Genomic DNA, 22,625 nt, shown 5'->3' with positions numbered 1-22,625 from the left:
AGATTAAACCTGCTCTTTGTCTTTTTGTTTCTCTGTGCTTTGCTCTGCGGTTTTTTGTTCAGCAATGTTCTTCTTCTCAAAGTCTGCGTCTTTTGCTTCTTTTGCTTCTTGAGACGTTGTCTCGTCATCAGACATTGCTTTCTTGAAACCTTTAACCGCCGAGCCTAGATCACCGCCAATACCACGCAATTTCTTAGTTCCGAATAACAGAACCACAATCACGGCAATGATTAACAGTTGCCAAATACTAATTCCACCCATGTGTAATAATCCTTGTTTCCATTCTATTAATAATCACGCACGGTAGGTACGCCAACTCAACAACCAAGCCAGCAACCCTAACCCACCAACCCCAGAAGAAATCAAAGGGTTATCATTAACGTAAAGTATTGACGAGCATACGATAAATGTAGCACCTATTCCAAACATAAATTGGCCTGTGGCGTGTTGTCTTTTCGTTTGTCGATATCCCTCATATAAATGCTCAACTTTTCTAGACAAATGCTTACTGTTCTTCAAGTTGTCATAAAGAAGTTCGGGTAATTCTGGCAGTTTTTCAGCCCAAAATGGAGCTCGCTCTTTAATTGAGTTGACCACAGCTTGAGGACCGACTTGCTGCGCCATCCATTTTTCAAGAAATGGTTTAGCGGTCTCCCAAAGATCGAGTTGCGGATACAACTGTCGTCCTAGTCCCTCGACGTACAACAAGGTCTTTTGTAGCAGTACCAGTTGCGGCTGCACTTCCATATTGTAGCGTCGGGCCGTATTGAACAAATTCAGTAGCACATGCCCAAATGAAATATCACACAATGGTTTCGCAAATATGGGCTCGCACACCATACGAATCGCAAACTCAAACTCTTGAACATTAGTATCGGCAGGCACCCAACCAGAATCGACGTGTAACTGAGCCACCTTTCGGTAGTCTCGATTAAAGAAAGCCAATAAGTTTTCTGCTAGATAGCGCTTATCGTCAGCGTTAAGCGTCCCAACAATGCCACAATCTAAACCAATCCATTGGGGATTTTCTGGATGTGAATATTGCACAAAAACATTGCCTGGGTGCATGTCAGCATGAAAAAAACTGTCACGGAATACTTGGGTGAAAAAGACCGTAACACCACGCTCTGCCAACAGTTTCATGTTGGTGCCATTGTTTATCAACCCTTCGATATCAGAAACTTGAATCCCATAGATTCGCTCCGATACCATCAAGTTTTTACTGCTTAAATCAGGAATAACCTCTGGAACATACAACTCTTCGCTATTTTCAAAATTACGACGAAGTTGCATTGCATTCGCCGCTTCTCGACGCAGATCAAGCTCGTCGATTAATGTTTTCTCATACTCAGCAACCACCTCTACAGGCTTTAGTCGACGCGCTTCAGGAACCGCCTTTGCCAACAGTCTCGCCATACGAAACATCAGCTTAATATCCGCATCAATCACTGGACGAATATCTGGACGAATAACCTTTAACACCACTTCTCGCCCTGATTCTTTCAGCTTAGCCGTATGCACCTGTGCAATAGAAGCGGAAGCTAAACACTCAATATCAAAGTCGTCAAACCATTCTTCTACTGGCCCACCTAAAGCCAACTCAATATGTTTTTTTGCCAAATGCCCAGCAAAAGGGCTAACGCGATCTTGCAGTAAGGCAAGCTGATCCGCGATATGAGGGGGGAAAAGATCACGACGAGTAGACATCATTTGCCCGAACTTAATCCATACAGGACCTAGCTCTTGCAATGCTAAACGCATACGATGCCCTAACTCTTTTTCTGGGTGCTTATTTTTAACCCAAAACAGCGCCTTGCGAGCTAAACGTGGAAACTTAGCTAGGTCATGCTCAGGAATTAACTCATCAAGTCCATACTCAAGTTTGACGCGAGTGATTTGATATAAACGCTTGAGCTCAGAAGGGGTCATTCGGTCTCCGTTAAACGCGACAAACGTTGCTCAAGAGACGCTAACTTGGCTTGTACATCGTCAACCTGATCGCAAAAATTAGCGACGGCTAATGGTGAAGGGGCTAACTGCCACTCCTCTGTCACCACGTGCTTAAGATGAGAGGTGTGCTTTTGTGCACTGTTTTGCAAAAAAGATAGACCATTTTTTGCCCCCGACACCAAGGTATGCGCGGCAACATCACCCACCACCTTCGACAAAATTTCTGCAATATCGGGCTTGCTTAACTGCATTAGAGTGGCAAATTGCTGCCCAACTTGCATATCTCCAGCAACAGACAGTTTGTCTTGCTTAAAAAGCTCGTTGATATTGGCCTGCTGTTGTAAATCCCGTAGCGCCGTTAGGCTTAAGGTCAACTCACAATCTGGAGTTCCCTCAAACGAGGCCAACACATCAATTTGTTGGCTACAAACAAAAATCAGGCTTTTATTTAGCTCTTTTAAATTCAAACGAATTGTCGAGCCTTTCATACGAGCTAATTGTTTTTGACTTTCAGGCTGTTGTTTTATCAGTGAATTGAAAGACACTTCAACAGCAGCTGTTACTAAAGAATCAATGGGCATCTACGTGTTCCGCTAAAATTTGTAACCACGGTGCAAAGCAACAATACCACCGGTTAGGTTGTAGTAATTCGTTTGCTCAAATCCTGCACTTTGCATCATACCTTCGAGTGTTTCTTGATCTGGGTGCATGCGAATCGATTCGGCAAGGTAACGATAGCTTTCTTTATCATTGGCAATAATCCCCCCGACTTTCGGTAGGATATGAAATGAATAAGCATCATAAATTTTGGAAAGTGGTGAGAATATTGGTTTCGAGAACTCAAGTACCAACAAACGGCCACCAGGCTTAAGCACGCGATACATAGAACGCAAGGCTTTGTCTTTATCCGTCACATTACGCAGACAGAAACTGATCGTAATACAATCAAAATAATCATCTGGGAACGGCAATTCTTCGGCATTGGCTTGAACGTAATGAACATTACCCACCACACCTGTATTTCTTAATTTGTCACGGCCCACATTCAACATTGAGTTGTTGATATCCGCGAGAACAACATGCCCAGTATCACCTACGATACGTGAAAACTTAGCTGTTAAATCTCCAGTACCACCACCAAGATCCAAAATTCTCTGTCCTGGGCGTGCGCCACTACAATCAATAGTGAAACGTTTCCATAAGCGATGAATTCCACCAGACATCACATCATTCATCAGGTCGTATTTGCTCGCAACCGAATGAAAAACCTCGGCCACTTTAGTTACCTTTTCAGTTTTGGCTACCGTTTCAAAGCCAAAATGGGTTGTGTCTTGTGAGGCTTGTTCTAGGGGTTCTTTAACGCTCATATCTATGTTCTATCTCTAAATTCATATTTCAGAGAGGTACGATAAAAGTGATTAGCTTTCCGTATACCGCTCTACCACGCTCGCAAATCTCAATGCAAACGAACCAACAAGTCTACTTTATACACCAACACTTGTCTTTGTTGAAATACGCTCAAGCTTATCGAAGTTGCATAACTGTGAATAAATACATCCACAGGGGCTTGGCGTGTCCCTTTTCTCTATCCTATTTACCACATTGAAGATTGGCGCATCAGCGTAAAATAGATAGACTGAGCCTCTTAATTCTTGCTCATCAACCGGATCTTTTCACCTGCAATGAATGAACGTAAAGCTCTTATTCTTGGACTTAGCGCGGTTCTACTGTGGTCCACCGTCGCAACAGCATTTAAGCTGACGCTCGCTGAATTCACACCGATTCAGATGCTCACTTGCGCGAGTATTGTTTCCGCTATTGCACTATTCATAGTCTGTATAGCGCAGAAGAAAACAAACATCATTGTGAGCACATTTTCTGCTAATCCGGTTTATTACCTTATGCTAGGGCTCATTAACCCCCTAGCCTATTACCTCATTTTATTTAAAGCCTATGATCTTCTACCGGCATCACAGGCGCAGCCGATAAATTACAGCTGGGCAATTACACTGACTTTAATGGCTGCGCTTTTTTTAGGGCAAAAAATACGCCCTCAAGATTGGATTGCTTGCCTATTTGGTTATGTCGGAGTGGTCGTCATTGCCACACAAGGTGAGTTATTTGGCTTGCAGTTTTCCAGCCCACTCGGCGTCGCATTAGCATTGCTGTCTACTTTATTGTGGGCAGGGTATTGGATTTTAAATGCAAAAAACAAAGCCGATCCTGTCGTCGCGGTATTGCTCGGATTTTTAGTCGCAATACCATTGGCTATCGCTTTATCCATTTGGGAAGGTGCGAGTTGGACGATGACTACTAAAGGTTGGCTTGCCGTCACCTATGTTGGTTTGTTTGAGATGGGAATTACGTTTGTGTTATGGCTAGGTGCACTAAAAGCGACTCAAAATACCGCAAAAATTAGCAACCTGATCTTTATCTCTCCATTTATTTCACTGCTGTTACTGGCGAATATTTTGGGTGAAGAGATTCATCCTTCAACTCTCATTGGCTTAGTGTTAATTGTTGCTGGACTGATTATCCAGCAACTCAAGCTTAAAAAACCGCAAGCTCAATAACTCAAAGTACTATTTACGAGCCAGTTTGTGATGGGCACGAGAAAAGTGTCCAGCACAAAAAGCACCGACTATAGACAGTTCACCGGCAAGACAAAGGGCTGCGGCAACCTCAGCTAACGCTTGTGATTTTCCGTTACCATGCAGTCCCATCAAATCCAAACACGCTTTCTGGCTCGGTAATCCTGTACCACCGCCCACCGTACCTATCATTAAGTTAGGTAGCGTTACACTCGCGTATAAATCACCATTTTTATCCACTTCAAGTCTAGTCATGCCCACGGCTGATTCCGCAACACAGGCAGCATCTTGGCCACAAGCAATGTATAAAGCGGCTAAAGCATTCGCATAATGAGCATTAATGCCGATAGTGCCACTGAGTGCTCCCCCTACCGTCGTGATTTGCGCAAACTGCATCATTTTTTCAGGCGTTGTGTGTAAGTATTTTTCGATAAGAGCGGCGGGAATATGTGCTTCTGCCGTCACTTTTTTTCCTCGCACACTACGCAATGTTTGAGCGTTAGCTTTTTTATCCCCTGAGAGGTTACCGTCTAGGAATGCATGCTCTGGTTCTACTGGTGTATGACTTAAAATGTAATCAAGTACTGCATTGGTCGCGATAGTCACCATGTTCTGTCCTGACGCGTCACCCGTTAGGAATTCAAACACCAGATAAACATGATTACCTTCAATACTGACACTAATATCCGTCAATTTACCATGAGAAGTCGTTTGTTCTGCGATCGATTTAAAAGTGGCATACTGAGTCACAACCCAAGCCACAAACTGCCCTGCTTGGCTCAGGTCAAAAAATGCAAAAGCAGGGGTACGAGTGACCCCCTCATTAAGCAACATCGCACTTGCACCACCCGCAGCAGTCAACAATTGCGAGCCTCGGTTATATGATGCGACCAATGCCGCTTCCGTCGTGGCCAAAGGCACTAAATAATCTTGCTTGGCAAACAGTCCATTGACACGCAAAGGACCAGCCATACCCACGGGCATTTTTACCGTACCAATAAAATGCTCAATATTTTTCGCATACGCCTGCATATGAGTCTGGGTATGCGCATCTAAAAGATGTTGCTTAGCATCCTCATCATCAAGTGCAGACCAACGTCGCTGAACATTTTTCTCAGTTAAGTAAGGGCTTTTCGTCAGTTTAACCGTTGCCGGTTCAAAATGAGGTTGTAGCGCCTCATTGCGCAGTGAGACATCAAGATCGGAGCTGAGAGATGAAGTATGGTCAGGACGGTGTAGATTTAATTTAGGCATATTTCTCACATTAAGGTTATCGCCAATTGCGCAGATTCCTTTCCGAGAGCAATCTCTTTTTATCATACAAATAGCGTTACTAAGCAGAGTACGAACATTCCCTATCAATTACAACGCCACAGAAACAATTATTAATCGAAATACACAATCAAATATAACAAGCTAAAGCATACTGGCACCTTACCTCTTGCCAATCTCAACATACAACGACCGTCTTTCATTATGCTCAGTGCGCATAAAAATGAGAAATAACATTACTCGACAACCCTTTTGCTTAATCTTTAATCAATGGCAAAATGCGTTTCGCGCATGGGTGAGAATTTGAGGTATTTGGCGATGATGATATTTATGTACTCAGTAGTAGCGATTTCAAGCGTCAGTTTAGGTGCAGTGCATGTCCTTAAAAAGAAAACCCCGAATGCCCGCAACAAAACGACTGAAGACATCGCTCAATATCTAAAAGAAACTCATTATTGGGCAGAAGAATATCAACATGCAAAGACAAGCTATCAAAGACTGTACGCTGAGCTCATGCAAAAAGTAGCCGATATCAATCGTCATAACCCAGCGCAACGCAGTACAAATAACACCGCACTTAACGAATTAAAAGTACACGTTGAGCAAAGAAAGCAACGCATGCTACGTGCTGAAAAACGTTATCAACAGTTGACCCGATAATTACACGTTCTGTCCTGCAACATAGCCTGAACTCCAGCACCAGCAGAAGTTGAACCCACCCAACCATCCGGTCACATCCATCACTTCCCCAATAAAGTATAAACCGGGAATAGTTTTACACTCCATGGTCTTCGAAGACAGGTGATCGGTGTTTACACCACCTAAGGTGACTTCCGCAGTTCGATAGCCTTCTGTACCATTAGGCACAACCTGCCACCCCTCTAGCGCCTCAACGATTTGCTCGTACTCTTTATGATTAAGCTGTTTCAATGGCTTATCGGTAAACAGCTTGCGCTCCATCAACACCTCGATAAGTCGCTTAGGAAGCACTTTAGCTAATACGTTTTTCAAGGATTGATTAGGATGAGTTTCACGACTTTGAGTCAATAATTCTGAAATATCAGCTTCTGGCACAAGGTTCACTGTTACTTTTTGTCCCGCGCGCCAATAAGAAGATATTTGCAACACCGCAGGACCAGACAGTCCACGATGGGTAAACAGCAGAGCTTCTTTAAATACCGTACCGTTTTCTGCCGTTATTTCAGCGGGAATGGCAATACCGGACAGTTCGCTAAAGTCTAATTTATCTTGTTTATGCAGGGTAAAGGGAACCAATCCAGCCGTGGTAGGGACAACCTCTAAACCAAACTGCTCGGCAATTTGATAGCCAAATGGCGTTGCCCCTAATTTGGGCATAGATAAGCCACCAGTGGCAACAACCAAAGAATCACAACTGATCGGCATACCGTTCGCGAACAAAGTAAAACCTGGCTGCGCTTGTTGAATGTCTGTTACTGCAACTTGATAGCGAAATGTGACCCTTGCAGGATCGCACTCATCCAACAACATTTTGACGATATCTTTTGCCGTATCCACACAAAATAATTGCCCGTGGTCGCGCTCTTCAAATTCTATACCGTGCTTACTTACCATAGAGATGAAATCCCAATTGGTATATTGCGACAGCGCCGACTTCACAAAATGAGGGTTGCTACAGATAAAGTTGCTAGCAGAAACATCGTAGTTACTGAAATTACAGCGACCACCACCAGAAATGAGGATTTTACGACCGGGCTTTTTAGCATGATCGACCACCAACACGCGTTTATTCCGTTTTCCCGCCTCTGCCGCACACATTAAACCTGCGGCGCCAGCACCAATAATCACGACATCAAAGTGTTCACTCATTTTCTTTATCTCGGGCTGTTAAACAACAAAAGGGCATGCGAACGATCGCATACCCTTCTTAATTGGCACATTCTACCCAGATGCAAGGCAGACTTTCAAACAACATTTACCTTATTGATGACTCTACACCGTACTTGAACTGCGCCCGATAACACGATCACACACTAAAAGCAGCCAATAGTGTCACTCCAAGTAACGCGCAGCTGAGTATAAATAACTCTCGTACTTTATCGCACTTTCCGACAAATACAGGGTCGTGGTGTTGAGAGTATTCTTTACTTTTTAAGTAGTTAAATAGCCTAAACTGTTTCACTACATTACCTTGAGTGGTAAAAAATCCACGTCCATCAACCTGCTGATAAAGTAGCGGGTGTGCTTCACGCATAACAAAAATAAGAGCTCTTAAAGTGCTAATGTACCGCATAAAATTGACCGCAGTGACACACATAAGCGCAAAAATAATCAAATCCCCACTGATCATCTTTATTCCTCCCTATTTCCTCTGGGAGACGACAAGACAAACAATAAGAACTTATTGTTTAGGTGAGCAAAGTGAATTTACTCAGCTGTCGTATCCATGATAGAGGATGAACCTTCTTTAGCCATTGTTGCTAGGTCTTTGTCGATAAAGAACAACGCCTGACCGTTCTCACCAACCAACTCTAGCTTGTCTAAAATCCCTTTAAACAATTTCTCTTCTTCGTGTTGCTCTGCCACATACCACTGTAAGAAATTGAACGTTGAGTAGTCTTGACTTGTGAACGCAACATGAGCCAGCTTGTTGATCTTTTCAGTGATCATACATTCATGCTCATAAGTCTCGCGGAATACTTCCCCTAGGCTCGCAAATTGGTGTTTTGGCGCTTCAATCGCCCCAAGAATTGGCATTGCACCCGTTTCACTTACATAGGTAAATAAACGCTGCATATGCTCCATTTCTTCAACGGCGTGTTTGCGCATAAATTCTGCGGCACCTTCGAAACCTTTGTCTTCACACCAAGCACTCATTTGTAAGTATAGATTGGATGAGAAAAATTCTAGGTTTATTTGCTCGTTTAAATTTTCGACCATCTGCTGTGACAACATAAGACATTCCTCTTCTTATTTTTGCTTAGGTATTTTTAGGCGGATATGCCCATGGGTTAATATGATTCTACGTTACCAGATTTTGCCCTAAATCAACATTCCCTTTCTTTTATTGATTTAAAGCTTCAACTTAAGATCACTGAAACAAAAAAATGACGACGCCCTGCTAAAATAGAATGACAGACACACTATTTATTCGTTTGAACAAGGAGCCGATTATGAGTTACAAACATATTGTTGTTGCCCTCGACCTAGGAGAGCATAGTGAGTACTTAGCCAATCGAGCCACCACCCTTGCAAAAGCGCTTGATGCTAAGCTTTCTTTCATCCATATCGATGTCAATTACACTGAACTTTATACGGGTTTAATTGAAGTCAATTTAGCGGATAGCCAAATTGCTTCAACAAAAAACTCCACCAAGCAACTGCAAGAGTTGAGCGATAAAGTGGATTACCCAATAGAAGGTATATTGGTCGGTCGTGGTGACTTGGTTGATGAGTTATCAGAAGCCATTGAAGAAAAAGGGTTTGATTTAGTGGTGTGTGGACACAATCACGACTTCTGGGGCAAATTACTGTCTAACACTCGCCATATGATTCATGACATGCCCGTCGATTTATTGGTTGTTCCCTTAAAAAGCTAAGTCGGTATCAAGGCGATAAGCTCTAAAAAGCTAACCTCGCCTTGATAATATGCAGCACTTAAATGGCGTTCTCTGCCACAGATGTTTATGTCATCGATGATATGACATAAACATCAAAACGATTTTTCTTAGTCTCTATGGCCATACTCGGTTTGACTTGATCAAGCCAAGGGGCGTAGTCGGGCCTTTTCACGACAACGCGCTTGCTTGCCAATTTCAAGGCTGGGGCTAACAAGCCATCTGCATCTTGGTCTGCGCCAACCAATGTTTGGAAGACACGCATTTCTTTTTTGACCAACGCACTCTTTTTCTTATTTTCAGGGTGCGGATACATAGGATCAAGGTAGATAACATCCGGTCGCTGAAACTCATTATCTTGCGCTAACAAAGATAAGGCATCCAAGCTCGAGGCATGCAACAAAGACATACGCTCAATCATCCATTCGCCGATATCTGGGTCTTGCTGAGCTCGAGTAAGACCATCATCCAACAATGCCGCTACCACCGGGTTGCGCTCAATCATCTGCACCTTACATCCTAAAGACGCTAACACAAATGCATCACGACCTAAGCCTGCTGTCGCATCTAATACCGTAGGCATCGCTCCTTTGTTAAGGCCAGCAGCTTTTGCTATCGCCTGCCCTTTACCCCCACCAAACTTGCGGCGGTGAGCTACAGCACCAGTGGCAAAATCAACGCAGATTGCTCCCAATTTTGGTTCATCAAGCTTCTTTAGTTCTAGACGTTCACCTAACTGCAGGGCAAACTGGCTGTCAGAATCATGTTGTAAATTCCAACGCTCGGCTAGGGCTTGAATTTGCAGTTGTTTATCTTCGGACTGCGCTAGAAGTTGAATCTGCAACATCATCTCTCTAAAGTTTAGGGGCCTATAGACCTGATTGGTATTCATACCCTAGTTTACCGCATTCTACTTATCTCTGTCTCTTAAGGAACGCTAATGAACAATAGCCCAATGCTGGATCAGCTTGATAAAGATATTTTAAAAACATTAATGGAAGACGCACGCACCCCATATGCGGAAATGGGAAAGCGATTTAATGTTAGTCCAGCCACCATACATGTTCGTATAGAGAAGATGAGAGCGGCAGAGGTTATTGAAAGAACTGAGGTAGTGGTGAACACCAAAAAACTCGGCTATGACGTGTGCTGTTTTATTGGTATTAACCTAAATGCTGCCAAAGACTATCACTCTGCACTCGAAAAACTGAATGCGTTGGATGAGGTAGTCGAAGCGTATTACACCACGGGGGCTTACAGCATTTTTGTCAAACTGATGTGTCGAACCATTGAAGAGCTACAACATGTTCTCATCAACAAATTACAAGCCATTGATGAAGTTCAATCCACCGAGACCTTAATCTCTCTGCAAAACCCGATTAACAGAAACGTCAATCCATAAAAAAGCCACCTCAATTGAGGTGGCTTTTACGACAGGTCTATCAATTAAGCGTCGATACCCGCATGGCGTAATAACGCATCAATTTTTGGCTCACGACCACGAAAGCGTTTGAATAGCTCCATAGGTTCTTCACTTCCGCCCATCTCAAGGATGTTATTCAAGAAGCTTTGTCCGGTTTCGGTGTTAAAAATACCGTCTTCTTCAAAACGAGAAAAAGCATCAGAGGACAGTACTTCAGCCCATAGGTAGCTGTAATAACCCGCACTGTATCCACCCGCAAAGATATGCGTAAATGCGTGTGAGAAACGGTTCCATTCCACACTTGGGAATACAGAGACTTTATTCTTCACTTCCGCAAGAGTTTCCAGAACACGAGCCCCGACCTCAGGATCGTAATCCGTGTGTAAAGTAAAATCGAACAGGCCAAGTTCAAGCTGGCGTAAAATGAAGATAGCGGATTGGAAATTCTTCGCTGCCAACATTTTGTCTAGCATTTCTTTTGGTAGTGGCTCACCCGTTTCATAGTGACCAGAAATAAAGGCTAGTGCATCTTCTTCCCAACACCAGTTTTCAAGGAATTGACTTGGCAATTCAACCGCATCCCAAGCAACACCATTGATGCCAGACACTGCGGCAACATCAACCTGAGTCAACATATGGTGAATACCATGCCCAAACTCATGGAACAAAGTCGTCACTTCATTGTGAGTAAAGAGCGCAGGTTTATCACCCACTGGTTTGTTAAAGTTACACGTTAAGTAAGCCACTGACGTTTCAAGCTCGCCAGATTCTGTGATACGACGAGGACGACAATCATCCATCCATGCACCACCTTGCTTATGATCGCGAGCATAAAGATCAAGGTAAAAACTACCTCTTAGTTCACCTTCTTTCGTTTCGATATCATAGAAACGAACAGACTCATGCCAAACATCAATACCCTGACGCTCTTTTACAACTAAACCAAAGACGCGCTCAAGGACTTCAAATAATCCTGCGGTCACCTTACTTTCTGGGAAGTAAGGACGTAAGTCTTCATCTGAAATATTAAATAATTTCTGCTTTTGTTTTTCGCTGTAGTACGCGTTATCCCACAAGTTTAACTCGGTAATACCGTACTCATCTTTAACGAACTGACGCAGTTCCTCAGCTTCACGCTCACCTTGAGGTTTGGCTTTTGCTGCTAGATCATTAAGGAAGCCAAGAACTTGCTCCGGTGACTCAGCCATCTTAGTTGCTAGTGAACGCTCACTATAAGTAGAGAAACCTAGAATACGAGAGATCTCATGACGAAGCTTTAACTCTTCGGCAATGATTTCGGTATTGTCCCACTTACCCGCATTCGGGCCACGATCAGACGCACGCGTACAGTACGCTTCGTACATTTCTTTACGTAATTCTTGGTTATCACAGTAGGTTAATACTGGGATGTAAGAAGGAGCCTCTAGTGTCAACACATAGCCATCAAGCTCTTTCGCTTGTGCTGTCGCTTTTGCTGCCTCTATCGCTGACTCAGGCATACCAGAAAGCTCTGACACATCTTTAATGTGCTTGCTCCAGCCCATAGTGGCATCAAGTACGTTGTTCGAGAACTTAGAAGCCAACTCTGATAAGCGCTTGCTGATTTCACCATAGCGACTTTGCTCTGCAGCAGGTAAACCAATACCAGAGAGTTCAAAATCACGCAGTGCGTTAGTAATTGTTTTCTTCTTCGCTTGGCTCAATGCCTCAAAACTTGCATCCGCTTTAATTGCTTTATAAGCCTCATACAAACCTTTGTGTTGACCAACCCAAGTGCCGTATTCAGAAAGTATCGGTAGACAACTCTCGTAAGCTTCACGAAGCTCATCACTGTTCGCAACAGCATTCAAGTGACTAACAGGAGACCACAAGCGTGAAAGAACGTTATCTACCTCATCAATAGGTACACAGACATTTTCCCAAGTTGGGTGAGTGTTGTCTTTCAATACTTCCTCTGTTTTCTGACGGCAGTCAGCAATTGCCTTTTCAACCGCAGGCTTAATATGCTCAGGCTTTATCTCTGAGAAATGTGGCAGATCCACAATATTGAGAAGTGGGTTCGACATAGGTGTTCCTTTTTAGTTTTCCGGCTTATTGTTCATTAGATAGTGGCGACTTATGCAAAATTCAATAGTCGAGTATAATATGAGTTGATCATTACCTACTCACTTGGGAGTCACCTTGCTCAGCTACCGTCACAGCTTTCATGCTGGAAATCATGCAGACGTGGTAAAACACATTGTTCAAAGCCTTATACTTGACGCCTTAAAGCAGAAAGACAAGCCTTTCGTCTATCACGATACTCATTCTGGTGTAGGTCGTTACGACTTGACCCATGAATGGTCAGAAAAAACCGGTGAATACAAACAAGGCATCGCCAAACTTTGGCAACAAAGTGATCTACCTGAAGAGCTCACCAGTTATCTTGATTCAATTCGCACCCTAAACGACGGTGACGAGCTGAGATACTATCCTGGCTCTCCTCGTGTGGCTCGTGCACAAATTCGCCGTGACGACCGTATGGTTCTCACTGAGCTACACCCAAGCGACTTTCCGTTACTGCTACAGGAATTTCATCGTGACCGTCAAGTTCGCATGTTTAAAGACGATGGCTTTGCTCGCCTAAAAGCCAGCTTACCACCCAAGGAACGTCGTGGACTGGTACTTATCGATCCTCCTTATGAACTGGCAAAAGAATATCGCGATGTAGTACAAGCTATCGCGCAAAGTTATAAGCGTTGGGCAACAGGCATTTATGCAATCTGGTATCCTGTAGTCAATCGCTACGATATCGACGACATGCTAAAAGGTCTGGAAGGCCTAGGCATTCGAAATATATTGCAAATAGAGCTTGGGGTATCTCCTGATACTAACGAGCGCGGCATGACAGCATCAGGCATGATAGTGATCAACCCGCCATGGAAGCTAGAAAGCCAAATGCGAGCTCTGTTACCAGTATTGAAGCAAGCGATCGCCCCTGCGACAGGGCATTTTAAGGTGGAATGGGTTGTACCCGAATAAATTCACCCAATATAACGATAAAGATTATAAAAATTCTGGAGAACTTAATGACAACTCACTTTGACTATATCTGTATTGGTGGTGGTAGCGGTGGCATTGCATCAGCAAACCGTGCATCTATGTATGGAGCCAAAGTTGCTCTTATCGAAGCAAAAGACCTTGGTGGCACCTGTGTCAACGTAGGTTGTGTGCCTAAAAAAGTAATGTGGCACGGCGCTCAAGTCGCCGAAGCTATCAATCTTTACGCTGAAGATTACGGCTTTGACGTTGAGCTAAAAAGCTTCAACTGGTCAAAACTTATCGAAAGCCGTCAAGCATACATCGGTCGCATTCATCAATCTTATGACCGCGTATTGGGCAACAACAAAGTAAATGTCATCAAAGGTTTTGCTAAATTCGTTGATGCAAAAACTGTTGAAGTAGACGGTACACAATACACCGCTGATCATATCCTGATTGCCGTGGGTGGTCGCCCGACTATCCCTAACATTCCAGGTGCTGAGTACGGCATCGACTCAAACGGTTTCTTTGAATTAAACGAACAACCAAAACGTGTTGCGGTTGTTGGCGCAGGCTACATTGCCGTAGAAATCGCAGGCGTATTAAGTGCTCTGGGCACTCAAACTGATCTGTTTGTACGTAAAGAGTCTCCTCTACGTAGCTTTGACCCAATGATCATCGATACCCTAACAGAAGTCATGGCCGCAGAAGGTCCAACGCTGCATACACACTCTGTACCTAAAGAAGTGGTTAAAGAAGCGGACGGCAGTTTAACTCTGCACCTAGAAAACGGCAGCAGCCACAATGTAGACCAACTTATCTGGGCGATTGGTCGTCACCCAGCAACGGATGCGATCAACCTAAGCAATACTGGCGTAGCAACCAACGAGCGTGGCTACATCAAAGTTGACGAATACCAACAAACCAATGTTAAAGGCGTGTACTGCGTTGGCGACATCATGGAAGGCGGTATTGAACTAACACCAGTAGCAGTAAAAGCGGGCCGTCAACTTTCTGAGCGTTTGTTTAACAACAAACCAGAAGCCAAAATGGACTATAACCTAGTCCCTACCGTGGTATTTAGCCACCCACCAATCGGTACTATCGGTCTTACTGAGCAACAAGCCATCGAGCAATACGGCGAAGACAAAGTTAAGGTATACACCTCTGGCTTTACCGCTATGTATTCAGCTGTCACTAAGCACCGTCAACCATGCAAAATGAAACTGGTCTGTGCTGGCGACAATGAACAAGTTGTTGGCCTACACGGCATTGGTTTCACTGTTGATGAAATGATTCAAGGCTTTGCAGTCGCAATGAAGATGGGCGCAACTAAGGCTGACTTTGATGCCGTAGTCGCAATCCATCCAACGGGCTCGGAAGAGTTTGTGACCATGAGATAATGACGCTTTGCGTCTGCGCCAGCCCAATTTTAGGTTGGTATATTTAAGAATAAAACGCCTGATAATATTCATCAGGCGTTTTTTATATTAGAGTGATATTCGTTACTTCAACAACACATCATTTAAGTGCTTAGGTAAACATAACGCACATAAAAAGGGCTAATAAGCCCCTTATCTATGGTAAATTGTCCGCCTATACCTCAGCCTACCGTATATCTATTATGAAAAAATTAATTTTAGATCTTGATGGAACGCTAACCCAAGCAAATACCTCAGATTATAAGAATGTTCTACCTAGATTAGATGTCATCGAACAAGTTCGTCACTATAAAGAACAAGGGTTCGAAATTGTCATATCGACAGCAAGAAATATGCGAACTTACGAGGGGAATGTAGGTAAGATCAATATTCATACTTTACCTATCATCACCGAATGGCTTGATAAACATAATGTTCCCTACGATGAAATCATTGTTGGAAAGCCATGGTGTGGACACGATGGTTTCTATATCGATGATCGTGCAGTCAGACCTTCGGAATTTGCTAACTTAAGCTACGATGAGATTAATCAATTGTTTGAGGCTGATAAACAATGTTCTTAATTATGTCAGGAGCCTATGTAGGCCAAGAACTAGAGTCTGAATTTGGAAAGATCCCACCAAGCTTTCTACCACTGGGAAATAAACGACTTTTTCAACACCAAGTTGCCCTAGCAGCAGATAATCTAGATGTTTTCTTATCGGTACCTGATTCCTTTGAGGTTTCAGCCATAGATCAAGCTTGGCTAGAGGCTCACAACACGACTCTACTGCGTATTCCTGATGGATTAAGTCTCGGAGCCTCTTTAGTCGCTGCCGTCAATATCTCCGAACACAGTCTGAATAAACCTTTGCACATCCTTTACGGAGATACTCTGTATCAAAGTTTACCGGTTGGCGATGACATCGCCAGTATTTCGATTGCAAAAGGCAGCTACAACTGGGCAACGCTAAGCGGTGATAAAAGTCACTGGCTAACCAATCGCGATTCACTAGAGAGTTCTGAACCGCAAAAAGTCATCGATGGTTATTTTAAGTTCAGCAACCCTAGAGAGTTGATCAAAAATATCACTCAGAGTGAATGGGACTTTATTAAGGGCTTAAACCTCTACCAAAAAGGCATTGGCCTTACGACTGTAGAATCAAATCATTGGTTAGATTTTGGTCACGTAAATACCTATTACGATTCAAAAGCAGAATTTACGACACAAAGAGCCTTCAATAAACTCACCATCACCTCAAAGTGGGTAGAAAAATCAAGCACGAAAGACGCGAAGATAGCGGCAGAAGCCAACTGGTTTGCAAAACTGCCCTACGAACTAAGAGGGAATATACCTCAATATCTTGGCTCAAAATTTGAAGACGGTAAAACGTCATACCGCTTGGAATATTTACACCTTACAGCCTTAAATGAGCTCTTCGTATTTTCTAAACTTCCTTGCCATATTTGGACCCAAATACTGACAAGTTGCGTTGAGTTTTTGTCTCTTTGTAAAGAAATTAAAGCACCAAATAACGACAGTGGTAATTCTTTAGAGCAATTATTCACGGATAAAACCAAGCAGCGCTTAGAAGAATATTGCCGAGTTCAAAACATCACTTTAGATCAAAAGTGGCATATCAATCACTCTGCACCACTATCAATCAATGACTTGCTAGAAGAAAGCCATAAGCATCTACCGTTACAGGAAGAGCAAGATTCCGTTTTACATGGTGACTTCTGTTTTAGCAACATTCTATATGACTTTAGAGCAGGTAAAGTAAAAGCGATTGACCCAAGAGGAATCACGCCGAGTGATGAGCAATCTCTGTTTGGGGATATCCGCTATGACCTTGCAAAACTAAGTCATTCTATTTTGGGTCTTTATGATTGGATTATTGCCGGCTACTACATGGTCAAAATTGAAGGTCAACACATTCACTTTGATATTGCTGAAGAGAAGCAGCATAAAGAAACTCAGCGATCCTTTATAGAATTAATCACTAAGAAGTTTAATGTAACAGCTCACAACCTTTACGCTATGCAAATTCAGTTATTTCTTTCAATGCTGCCTCTGCATGCTGATGATAAAAAACGTCAGCAAGCATTATTTGCCAACGCATTCCGTCTCCATCAAATTCTAGTGAGGTTAGAACAGTGATCGTTATTCCTATGGCGGGCATGAGCTCGCGTTTTTTCAAAGCTGGCTATACAAAACCTAAGTACATGTTAGAAGCTCATGGAAAAACACTATTTGAACATTCAGTTGACAGTTTCAAAGCTTATTTTTCTTCGCAACCCTTTCTATTTATTGTGAAAAACGTTTTTGACACTCCTGATTTCGTCAAAGATAAAGCTATAGAAATGGGAATTAAACAGTTCCATATTGTTGCGCTAGACATTGATACACGAGGCCAAGCTGAAACCGTAACTTTAGGTTTGGAGAAGCTAAAAGCACAAGGCGTTGAATACTCAGGCTCAATAACGGTCTTTAATATCGATACATTCAGACCAGAGTTCATTTTGCCAAAAGTCAGTGAGTGCTCTGATGGTTATCTAGAAGTATTTAAAGGTGAAGGGCCAAACTGGTCATTTGCTAAGCCTAGTTCTGCTGATTCAACCAAAGTGGTGCTAACAGCAGAAAAAAAACCAATCTCAAACCTGTGCAGTACGGGGCTATATCATTTCAAACACATCGAAGATTATTTAGATGCGTATGAGAATTATCTCGCCAAACCTCAAAGTGAGTGGGAGAAAGGAGAGCTTTACATTGCTCCTTTATACAACCACCTCATTGAAAAGGGACGAGATATTCATTATCACCTCATTAAAAATGACGACGTTATTTTTTGTGGTGTACCAAGTGAGTATGAAGAGTTTAAGGTTAAATTATAACTCCCCAAAGATGGGCATATTTAAATTCAAGGGCAATACTTTTTCTCATCAATCACATCGGCAAAAAACGGGCACTTCCACTTCCTTTTTATTGCCGATGTTCGATTTATCTACTTCTCCACTTCCCGAATAAACGACTTCTCAAAACCACTGACGGTTCTCAATTGAGTCACCTCAAGACTGGCTTGAGCAAAGTCATCGTATGGGCCGATTAAACAGCGTTTGCCTTTCTTTTCGGCTTTGTTCCAAATAGAAGATGAGACATTGGGGTAGATTTGATTGACTTGTTCTAAGGTGAGTTCTTCGGGGAAAAATCCACATTGGATCCAGAAGGTGGATTTAGCATAAATGGGTTTGCTTTTACCCCATAGAGACACCCCTATCGGGCACTCTTCTCCTAGCAATGCGGGCTTATCAAAGGACTCTTGAGTTGCCGAACATAAGAAGTTGCTTGCTTGGACACTGCCGCAGGTAAGTAACAACGCAATGCTGTAAAACAGAGGTAATGTTATTGGCTTCACTTTGCTTACAACCCTCTCACCCGTTAAATCAATCACTTCCGAAAGGTTAGTCGAGTGTTGAGTTATTCGCCAATGCATCTCTAATGCTCTGTTACACAGATCGAAAATTGGCTGAAAAAATAAGCGCTCAATACATAGCATTGAGCGCTTATTTTTAAATCAAATTAGGATTTAAGTTAGGTATTAACCTTTATACAATTTCGGGTTAAATACATCACGTAGCCAGTCACCAAGCAGGTTAATCACCAACACTAAGGTCACTAGTACAATACCTGGGAAGGCGGTAATCCACCAAGCGCCCGAGAAAATGTAGTTAAAGCCAGTGCTGATCAACGCCCCTAATGATGGCTGATCAACGGGAAGCCCTAAACCTAAGAAGGACAGCGCCGCTTCTGACATTATGGCGTTGGCAATCTGCACCGTTGAGATAACCAAAATCGGTGACAAACAGTTCGGAAGAATATGGCGGAACATGATGCGTGGTGCTTTAAAGCCCATCACGCGAGCCGCTTCTACGTACTCTTTCTTCTTCTCAGCTAATACTGAGGCGCGAATAGTACGAGCATATTGAGGCCATTCCGCGACACCAATAATCACCACCAGCATGATCACCGCATACTCACTGTAAAACGCACTACCAAAGCTGGCTTTGAAAATGGCGGAGACAATAATTGCCACCATCATAGTCGAAAACGACAACTGCACATCGGCAAAGCGCATTAGGAAGCTGTCGATGCGACCACCAAAATAGCCCGCAGACAAACCAATTACTATGCCTAAGATCAGCTGTAGACCAACGGCTAAAAAGCCAATAGTGAGAGACAATCTTGAGCCATATAAAATGGTCGAGAAAATATCACGTCCCTGCTCATCGGTGCCCAATATGAAGTGTTCTTCACCACCGTCCATCCAAGATGGCGGTAACTCTGAGTCCATAATATCAATGGAGGTCAAATCATAAGGATTAGTGGGTGAAATTAACGGTGCCGCGATAGCCGCGACTAAAAAGCAGGCAAAAACAAACGCCGAGAACATGGCGACTTTGTCGCGCACGAAATAGTAAACAATATCTGAGTTTTTAAAACGCTGCCAACGAGTGGGAGCTTGTGCTGTCTGTTCCATGATTATGCTCCTTTACCTGTAATGTTGACGGTTGGGTTAATTAATCCGTACAGCAAATCCACTATGGTGTTGGTGACAACAAAGATAAGCCCAACAAAAATAACGTAAGCGGTAATCAATGGAGTATCGACGCGGTTGATCGCTTCTAAGAATAAGAAGCCAGTACCTGGCCACTGAAATACCGTCTCAGTTAAAATGGTATACGCCACCATAGTACCAATCTGTACACCACCGACGGTCAGTACAGGTAACAGGGTATTTTTTAAAGCATGTTGATAATGAATTTTCTTAAGTGGCAGGCCTTTCGCCTTACCAAATTTAATGTATTCCGAGCTTAGTACCTCTAGCATCTCTGAGCGCACCAAACGAATAAATAGAGGAAGCATGATTGATGCCAAAGAAATACACGGCAGAATTAAGTGCTGCAAACCATCTTTGGTAAAGAAACCTGACTCCCAGCCGAGGACATTGGCTGTCTCCCCTCGCCCATAAGACGGTAGCCACCCTAAGGTGATAGAGAAGATATACATCAGCATAATTGCCGTCAGGAATACGGGGATCGAAATACCTACCGAGCTCATCGCCATGACAAACTTAGTAAACAAACTTTTGGGATTTATTGCCGAATAAACACCAAGTGGGATCGACAATACGATGATGATTAACGTCGCGCCGAACACCAGTTCTAGCGTCGCAATCAATTTATCTAAAATAACGTCCACAGCTGGGCGTTTGAAGAAATATGAAGTCCCTAAATCACCTTGCACTGCGGCGGTGATAAAGCGGGTGTATTTAGTCACAAACGGGTCATTCAAACCCAGATCATCACGTAATGCTTGACGCTCCGACTCTGAAACCGACTGACCAACTAACTCACGTAAGGGATCACCAAGGTTATCTTGGATAGCAAACGCCACCAAACTGATCACAAACATCACTACCAGTGCCTGATATAGGCGCTTGACTAGAAACGAAAACATTCCTTTGCCCCTTTTTTCCAATCGAACAAATTTTCAGTCTCAAAAATGGTACCTGATCCGACTGAAACAAGATCAGGTACCGAAAACCGCATTACTGCGCTTTTAAAAGCGTTACTTAATTAGCAACAAGGCACGTACGTAATTACAAGTGCGTGCCTTTTTCGTTGTGCAATTTCTTATTTAACAACTAGGTCGCCAAAGTAAGGGAAGTTCATTGCATTCACGATTGGTTTAATCTCAACGTTAGACTTTGCGCCCCACGCTAGGTTCTGCCAATGTAGAGGAACGTATGCTGCATCATCGTATAAAGTCTTCTCTACTTTCTGTAGCATTTGTGCACGCTTAGCAGGGTCCGTTTCTACGTTTGCCGCTTCAACTAACTTGTCCACTTCTGGGTTTGAGTAGTGACCACAGTTGTACTGACCTTTACCCGTCTCTTTGTTACGAGTCATGGTCAGGAACTCAGAAAAGTTCGCTGAATCTTCAGTATCCGCGTGCCAGCCAATCATCAACATGTCTGCTGCACACTTATCAAACTCAGGCCAGTATTGCGCTTTAGGCATGGTTTTAAGATCAACACGGATACCGATTCGAGCTAGCATTGCCGCCGCCGCTTGAGCAATTTTTGCATCGTTTACGTAACGGTTATTTGGCGCAATCATAGAAAGAGAAAAACCATCTTCATAGCCCGCTTCTTTCATGAGTGCTTTTGCTTTCTTCAAATCGTAGCGAGGTTTAAGCTCTGCATCATAGCCTGCGTAACCTTCAGGACCTTGCTGACCTGCTGTAGTAGCAAAGCCTTTCATGATCTTCTTCGCGATACCGTCGTTGTTGATGGCATACACGATAGCTTGACGAACACGCACGTCTTTCAATGCTGGGTTGCTTTCTTGGTTCATCTGGAATGAAATCAGGCGAGTACCTGGCAGAGTCACCAGTTCAACACCTTTTGCTGACTCAACACGTTGGTGGTCATTCGGCGAAACTGGGGCAATCATATCTACACCACCAGAAAGAAGCGCAGCTACACGCGTTGCGTCTTCTTTGATTGGCACTAGCGTTAGATGATCTACGTTGCCTTTCGATTCAGTATCCCAGTAACCGTCAAAGCGTTTAAATTCAACTTTTACGCCTTGCTCACGAGACGTAACGATGAAAGGTCCAGTACCTGATACGTTGGTAGAAGCAAAAGAGTTACCGTGCTTCACGATCTCAGATTTATCTTTACCGTCTGCTGTTTTACCTGAGTAGAACTTGCTATCCATTGGGAAAATGTAAGCTGCTGTTTGCAGCACTAGAGGGAAAGCGCCTTTGGAAACAAGATCAAATGTGTAATCGTCAACTTTTACGATTTTTTCAAACGGGGCAAAGATGGCTTTAAAGTCTGGCGAATCTTGTAAACGGTCAAAAGTCCAAACCACATCATCCGCACTTAACGTATTACCAGAGTGGAATTTAACCCCTTGGCGTAAAGTGAAGCGCATAGTGGTCTCATTGACGCGCTCCCACTTAGTGGCTAAGCGAGGTTCAAACGATAAATCTTGCTTATAACGTACTAGTGGATCAAAGATCATATGAGAAAGTTGTAGTGTGCCACCAGACAATTGCTCTTGTGGATCTAGAGATACTGGGTCAGCATCGTAGGCAACTTTGATATCTGCAGCGGCAGCGCCAAATGCAAGGCCAGCGACTGCAAGTGCTACAGCCAGTTTGGTCTTAATGGTTTTCATTGCATATCTCCTTCATGCGGGATGGAATCCCTATTATGTTTGCTATATGTTGTGTTTGCTTATTTGTTGCTTGTGTTTTGCTCAGTGAGCTTATTAATTAGAA

The 22,625-nt window shown here is 43.3% G+C and carries 23 protein-coding genes; 9 read left to right on the top strand and 14 right to left on the bottom strand.

Annotated features, from left to right (window positions below):
* Positions 1 to 3: 3 nt before the first annotated feature.
* From tatA to ubiE, 4 genes are read right to left on the bottom strand one after another with little or no spacing between them, the layout of a single operon-like run.
* Entirely contained in the window at positions 4 to 261 is a 258-nt protein-coding gene (gene tatA / locus VEZ01S_RS11380) for a Sec-independent protein translocase subunit TatA (RefSeq protein WP_021714193.1), read from the bottom strand.
* 33 nt (positions 262 to 294) lie between these two features.
* Positions 295 to 1,929, bottom strand: coding sequence for a ubiquinone biosynthesis regulatory protein kinase UbiB (gene ubiB / locus VEZ01S_RS11375; protein WP_021714192.1), 1,635 nt, complete (start codon positions 1,927 to 1,929; stop codon positions 295 to 297).
* Positions 1,926 to 2,531 (bottom strand): ubiquinone biosynthesis accessory factor UbiJ, encoded by a 606-nt coding sequence (locus VEZ01S_RS11370; RefSeq protein WP_021714191.1) that lies wholly within the window; start codon positions 2,529 to 2,531, stop codon positions 1,926 to 1,928. Before VEZ01S_RS11370 ends, ubiB begins: the two co-directional genes overlap by 4 nt.
* A 12-nt stretch (positions 2,532 to 2,543) precedes the next feature.
* A complete protein-coding gene (gene ubiE / locus VEZ01S_RS11365; RefSeq protein WP_021714190.1) occupies positions 2,544 to 3,317 on the bottom strand; it encodes a bifunctional demethylmenaquinone methyltransferase/2-methoxy-6-polyprenyl-1,4-benzoquinol methylase UbiE in 774 nt (257 codons plus the stop codon).
* A 315-nt stretch (positions 3,318 to 3,632) separates the two neighbouring features.
* Between ubiE and VEZ01S_RS11360 the strand changes: the two genes are divergently transcribed.
* On the top strand, positions 3,633 to 4,523 hold the full coding sequence (locus tag VEZ01S_RS11360; protein WP_021714189.1) for a DMT family transporter: 891 nt from the start codon (positions 3,633 to 3,635) through the stop codon (positions 4,521 to 4,523).
* A 9-nt stretch (positions 4,524 to 4,532) separates the two neighbouring features.
* Here the strand turns inward: VEZ01S_RS11360 and VEZ01S_RS11355 are convergent, their stop codons facing one another.
* The gene (locus VEZ01S_RS11355; RefSeq protein WP_021714188.1) at positions 4,533 to 5,795 is read right to left on the bottom strand and encodes a hydroxymethylglutaryl-CoA reductase; all 1,263 of its coding nucleotides are present in this window, start codon (positions 5,793 to 5,795) and stop codon (positions 4,533 to 4,535) included.
* Between the two features lie 336 nt (positions 5,796 to 6,131).
* Here VEZ01S_RS11355 and VEZ01S_RS11350 point away from each other — a divergent pair, with 336 nt between their 5' ends.
* A complete protein-coding gene (locus VEZ01S_RS11350) occupies positions 6,132 to 6,473 on the top strand; it encodes a hypothetical protein (protein WP_021714187.1) in 342 nt (113 codons plus the stop codon).
* Here the strand turns inward: VEZ01S_RS11350 and VEZ01S_RS11345 are convergent, their stop codons facing one another.
* From VEZ01S_RS11345 to ftnA, 3 genes are all read right to left on the bottom strand, one after another.
* Positions 6,474 to 7,661, bottom strand: a complete 1,188-nt coding sequence (locus VEZ01S_RS11345) for a BaiN/RdsA family NAD(P)/FAD-dependent oxidoreductase (RefSeq protein ID WP_021714186.1) — start codon at positions 7,659 to 7,661, stop codon at positions 6,474 to 6,476.
* A 157-nt stretch (positions 7,662 to 7,818) separates the two neighbouring features.
* On the bottom strand, positions 7,819 to 8,142 hold the full coding sequence (gene uspB, locus VEZ01S_RS11340; protein WP_021714185.1) for a universal stress protein UspB: 324 nt from the start codon (positions 8,140 to 8,142) through the stop codon (positions 7,819 to 7,821).
* A gap of 77 nt (positions 8,143 to 8,219) precedes the next feature.
* Positions 8,220 to 8,747 carry a non-heme ferritin gene (gene ftnA, locus VEZ01S_RS11335; protein ID WP_021714184.1) on the bottom strand — a complete coding sequence of 176 codons (528 nt, stop codon included), beginning with the start codon at positions 8,745 to 8,747 and terminating at the stop codon, positions 8,220 to 8,222.
* A 218-nt stretch (positions 8,748 to 8,965) separates the two neighbouring features.
* Here ftnA and VEZ01S_RS11330 point away from each other — a divergent pair, with 218 nt between their 5' ends.
* Entirely contained in the window at positions 8,966 to 9,391 is a 426-nt protein-coding gene (locus tag VEZ01S_RS11330; RefSeq protein WP_021714183.1) for a universal stress protein, read from the top strand.
* Positions 9,392 to 9,476: 85 nt separating this feature from the next.
* On the opposite strand, the gene VEZ01S_RS11325 is transcribed toward VEZ01S_RS11330, so the two are convergent.
* The gene (locus tag VEZ01S_RS11325) at positions 9,477 to 10,256 is read right to left on the bottom strand and encodes a class I SAM-dependent methyltransferase (protein ID WP_021714182.1); all 780 of its coding nucleotides are present in this window, start codon (positions 10,254 to 10,256) and stop codon (positions 9,477 to 9,479) included.
* A gap of 93 nt (positions 10,257 to 10,349) precedes the next feature.
* Between VEZ01S_RS11325 and asnC the strand changes: the two genes are divergently transcribed.
* Entirely contained in the window at positions 10,350 to 10,811 is a 462-nt protein-coding gene (asnC, locus tag VEZ01S_RS11320; RefSeq protein ID WP_021714181.1) for a transcriptional regulator AsnC, read from the top strand.
* A gap of 44 nt (positions 10,812 to 10,855) precedes the next feature.
* On the opposite strand, the gene prlC is transcribed toward asnC, so the two are convergent.
* Entirely contained in the window at positions 10,856 to 12,898 is a 2,043-nt protein-coding gene (prlC, locus tag VEZ01S_RS11315) for an oligopeptidase A (protein ID WP_021714180.1), read from the bottom strand.
* Positions 12,899 to 13,013: 115 nt separating this feature from the next.
* Between prlC and VEZ01S_RS11310 the strand changes: the two genes are divergently transcribed.
* The 5 genes from VEZ01S_RS11310 to VEZ01S_RS11290 all read left to right on the top strand — a co-directional run bounded on the left by VEZ01S_RS11310 (position 13,014) and on the right by VEZ01S_RS11290 (position 18,169).
* A complete protein-coding gene (locus tag VEZ01S_RS11310) occupies positions 13,014 to 13,853 on the top strand; it encodes a 23S rRNA (adenine(2030)-N(6))-methyltransferase RlmJ (RefSeq protein ID WP_021714179.1) in 840 nt (279 codons plus the stop codon).
* Positions 13,854 to 13,900: 47 nt separating this feature from the next.
* On the top strand, positions 13,901 to 15,256 hold the full coding sequence (gene gorA / locus VEZ01S_RS11305; protein ID WP_021714178.1) for a glutathione-disulfide reductase: 1,356 nt from the start codon (positions 13,901 to 13,903) through the stop codon (positions 15,254 to 15,256).
* 221 nt (positions 15,257 to 15,477) lie between these two features.
* Positions 15,478 to 15,858 (top strand): HAD hydrolase family protein, encoded by a 381-nt coding sequence (locus tag VEZ01S_RS11300; RefSeq protein WP_021714177.1) that lies wholly within the window; start codon positions 15,478 to 15,480, stop codon positions 15,856 to 15,858.
* A complete protein-coding gene (locus VEZ01S_RS11295) occupies positions 15,849 to 17,435 on the top strand; it encodes an aminoglycoside phosphotransferase family protein (protein WP_021714176.1) in 1,587 nt (528 codons plus the stop codon). Before VEZ01S_RS11300 ends, VEZ01S_RS11295 begins: the two co-directional genes overlap by 10 nt.
* Complete coding sequence (locus VEZ01S_RS11290) at positions 17,432 to 18,169, top strand: glycosyltransferase family 2 protein (RefSeq protein ID WP_021714175.1); 738 nt, start codon at positions 17,432 to 17,434, stop codon at positions 18,167 to 18,169. Before VEZ01S_RS11295 ends, VEZ01S_RS11290 begins: the two co-directional genes overlap by 4 nt.
* Positions 18,170 to 18,279: 110 nt before the next feature.
* Here VEZ01S_RS11290 and VEZ01S_RS11285 read toward each other — a convergent pair whose 3' ends face one another.
* The 4 genes from VEZ01S_RS11285 to VEZ01S_RS11270 all read right to left on the bottom strand — a co-directional run bounded on the left by VEZ01S_RS11285 (position 18,280) and on the right by VEZ01S_RS11270 (position 22,522).
* Positions 18,280 to 18,768 (bottom strand): SPOR domain-containing protein, encoded by a 489-nt coding sequence (locus VEZ01S_RS11285; RefSeq protein WP_021714174.1) that lies wholly within the window; start codon positions 18,766 to 18,768, stop codon positions 18,280 to 18,282.
* A 105-nt stretch (positions 18,769 to 18,873) separates the two neighbouring features.
* Positions 18,874 to 19,812, bottom strand: a complete 939-nt coding sequence (locus tag VEZ01S_RS11280; protein ID WP_021714173.1) for an ABC transporter permease — start codon at positions 19,810 to 19,812, stop codon at positions 18,874 to 18,876.
* 2 nt (positions 19,813 to 19,814) lie between these two features.
* A complete protein-coding gene (locus VEZ01S_RS11275) occupies positions 19,815 to 20,792 on the bottom strand; it encodes an ABC transporter permease (protein ID WP_021714172.1) in 978 nt (325 codons plus the stop codon).
* Between the two features lie 176 nt (positions 20,793 to 20,968).
* The gene (locus VEZ01S_RS11270) at positions 20,969 to 22,522 is read right to left on the bottom strand and encodes an ABC transporter substrate-binding protein (RefSeq protein ID WP_021714171.1); all 1,554 of its coding nucleotides are present in this window, start codon (positions 22,520 to 22,522) and stop codon (positions 20,969 to 20,971) included.
* Positions 22,523 to 22,625 lie beyond the last annotated feature (103 nt).

The organism is Vibrio ezurae NBRC 102218 (assembly GCF_000467185.1).
Lineage (GTDB): Bacteria > Pseudomonadota > Gammaproteobacteria > Enterobacterales > Vibrionaceae > Vibrio > Vibrio ezurae.
This window is presented reverse-complemented; position numbering and strand designations above follow the sequence as displayed.